1 protein-coding gene and 1 pseudogene are annotated in these 2,306 nt (G+C 71.5%); both read right to left on the bottom strand.

All coding sequences use genetic code 11. The features are described from left to right. A pseudogene (locus RH94_RS19990) lies at positions 1-1,103 on the bottom strand (glycosyltransferase family 39 protein); the annotation flags it as partial. After that, on the bottom strand, positions 1,100-2,306 hold a 1,207-nt coding region (locus RH94_RS19985; protein WP_199881003.1), incomplete at its 5' end, for an NAD(P)/FAD-dependent oxidoreductase. The gene RH94_RS19985 and the pseudogene RH94_RS19990, both read right to left, overlap by 4 nt.

Raw genomic sequence — 2,306 nt, 5'->3', positions numbered from 1 at the left:
AGGCGGGCACGGCGGGGCAGCAAGGTGGTTCCGGAGGCGGCGATCAGTACGACGGGGGCCACGACGACCGCCGAGTAGCGCGGTACGAAGGCGGAGCCCAGGATCCGGCAAGCGGCGTAGGCCAGGGCCAGCGTCAGTACGGTCACGGCGGCCACCGCGTCGACGGGCGACCGTGTTCTCCCGGCGGGCGTCAGCCGGCCGGTGCCGTCCCTGCGCAGGCACAGGCCGGCCAGCAGCGGGGGCCACAGCAGCAGCGGGAGCGGCGCGTGCCCCGGCCGGTCCCCGGCGGACCAGTGGCCGACCAGGTCGGTCCATGAGTGCCAGGCCGGTGGCGCGGCCCATGGGGTCCCCGTGTGGCGGATCTGGAAGAGGAGGACGGGCGCCCAGGGGAGGAGGGCGACCAACGACAGGGCCAGGGCCGCCGGCGTCCAGGCATCGGCCGCTTGCCGGCCGCGGCACACCCACCGCACAGTCGCGACCGTGCCGATGGCCGCCAGCAGGAACAGTGCCCAGTAGTGCGTCAAGAGGAGCAGTCCGCCCGGTGCGGCGGTCATCAGGGTGTTCAGCGGGCCGGGGCGCTCCCGCAGACGCCGCAGCGCCAGCGCGAGGAGCAGGACCAGCAGCACGACCAGGGCGTACATGCGGGCTTCGGAGGCGTACCGGATCAACCAGGGGTTGGCCGCCGCGAGAAGCAGGGTCACGGCACCGAGGCGAGGTCCGCCCAGCAGCAGGCCCCAACGCCAGAACAACGGCAGCGCGAGGACGCTGAATGTCCCCGACAGACTCCGCACGGCGAAGTCACCGGTGCCGAGGGCGGCCGTCCACAGATGCAGGCACACGTAGTACAGGGGCGGGGAGCCGTCGTGCCGCAGTGCCTCCGGGAGCCGGTGCAGGGGCATGCGGGCGATGGCCACGCTCTGTGCCTCGTCCAGCCACAGAGGTGTGGGCGCCCAGAACCGCAGGATCGCTCCGGCCACCACCACCGCCACCATCACCAGACCGGCGAAGAGGGGCACGGACTGGCGCCAGGGGCCGGCCGGCCACTTCGCCGTGGGGGAGAGGGCGGCTCCTGCCCGCTGCGGGGAGGGGGCGGGAGTGTTCATGCGGACCGGTCGCCGACTGAGCGTGTGGGCGGGCCGGAGGAGAGGGAAGGAGCACTACGACCCGTGCCGTGCCGGGCGGTGGTGCCCTCTTCGTGGTAGTCGGCCTCGACGTTGACCGCCCACAGGTCGTGGTCGGCGCCGTCCAGGTTCTCCACCGCCAGCATGGCGGTGAGCATGGAGTGGTCCTGGTTGTTGTACTTGTGCATCCCGTTGCGGCCGACCGCCTGCACGTTGCGGGCGTGCCGGGCGAGCCAGTCGCGCAGGACCGCGACACGTTCCTGGTAGCCCCTGTCGTAGACGGGGTACGCCTTGGGAACGCGCACCACGTACCCGTCACGTACACGATCGTCCGGGATCAGCCCGATGGCGGCCAGTTCACGCCGTGCGAGGCCGACGAGTTCGTCGTCGGGCAGGGACCAGAGCTCGTCGCCCTCGTTGACGAAGTACTCCATGCCCAGACAGGTGCAGCCGTCCTTGACCAGGTGCGGGGACCAGGAGCCGAAGTTCTGTACTCGGCCGACCCGCACCCCCGGAGTGTGCACGTAGATCCAGTTGTCGGGGAAGCCGGCCTCGACGGGCACGACCAGCGCCACGGTGAGGAAGTCCCGGTAGGACAGTTGCCGGGCTGCTTGCACCACCCGCGGTGGCGGTGGGGGGTTCATGGCCAGTACCAGTTCGGGCAGCGGCATGGAGGAGATGAGCTGTTCGCAGGGATGGCGGACGGTGCCCTCCGCCCGTTCGACCATCACGGCGGCCGCCTGGTCGCCGGCCCGTTCGACCCGCACCACGGGCGAGTCCAGCAGCACGCGCGCGCCGGCCCGTTCGGCCAGTTCGCGGGCGCGTTCCCACATCATTCCCGGCCCCAGGCGCGGGTATTCGAACTCGTCGATGAGGGTCGTGATCCGGGTGCCGGTCCGGCCCGGCCGCAGGGCCTGGGCCACCGCCTTGGACAACGAGAGGTCCTTGATGCGCTGGGCCGCCCAGTCGGCCTGGATGCTGGTGGCGGGCGCTCCCCACACTTTCTCGGTATAGGTCTTGAAGAAGATCCGGTACAGCCGCCTGCCGAACCGGGCGCTCACCCAGCCCTCGAAGTTGCTCTGGTCGCGAGGGGGGCGCACGCGGACGGCCACGTAGGAGAGCATGCAGAGCACGGCCTCGGCCACGCCCAGCCGGCGTAGTGCGTTCAGTGGCTTGAGCGGGTAG

Origin of the sequence: Streptomyces kebangsaanensis (assembly GCF_001906585.1) — a bacterium.
In the GTDB taxonomy this organism is placed as follows: Bacteria; Actinomycetota; Actinomycetes; order Streptomycetales; family Streptomycetaceae; genus Streptomyces; species Streptomyces kebangsaanensis.
The sequence above is the reverse complement of the archived record's forward strand: the minus strand, read 5'-3'. Positions and strand labels throughout refer to the sequence as shown.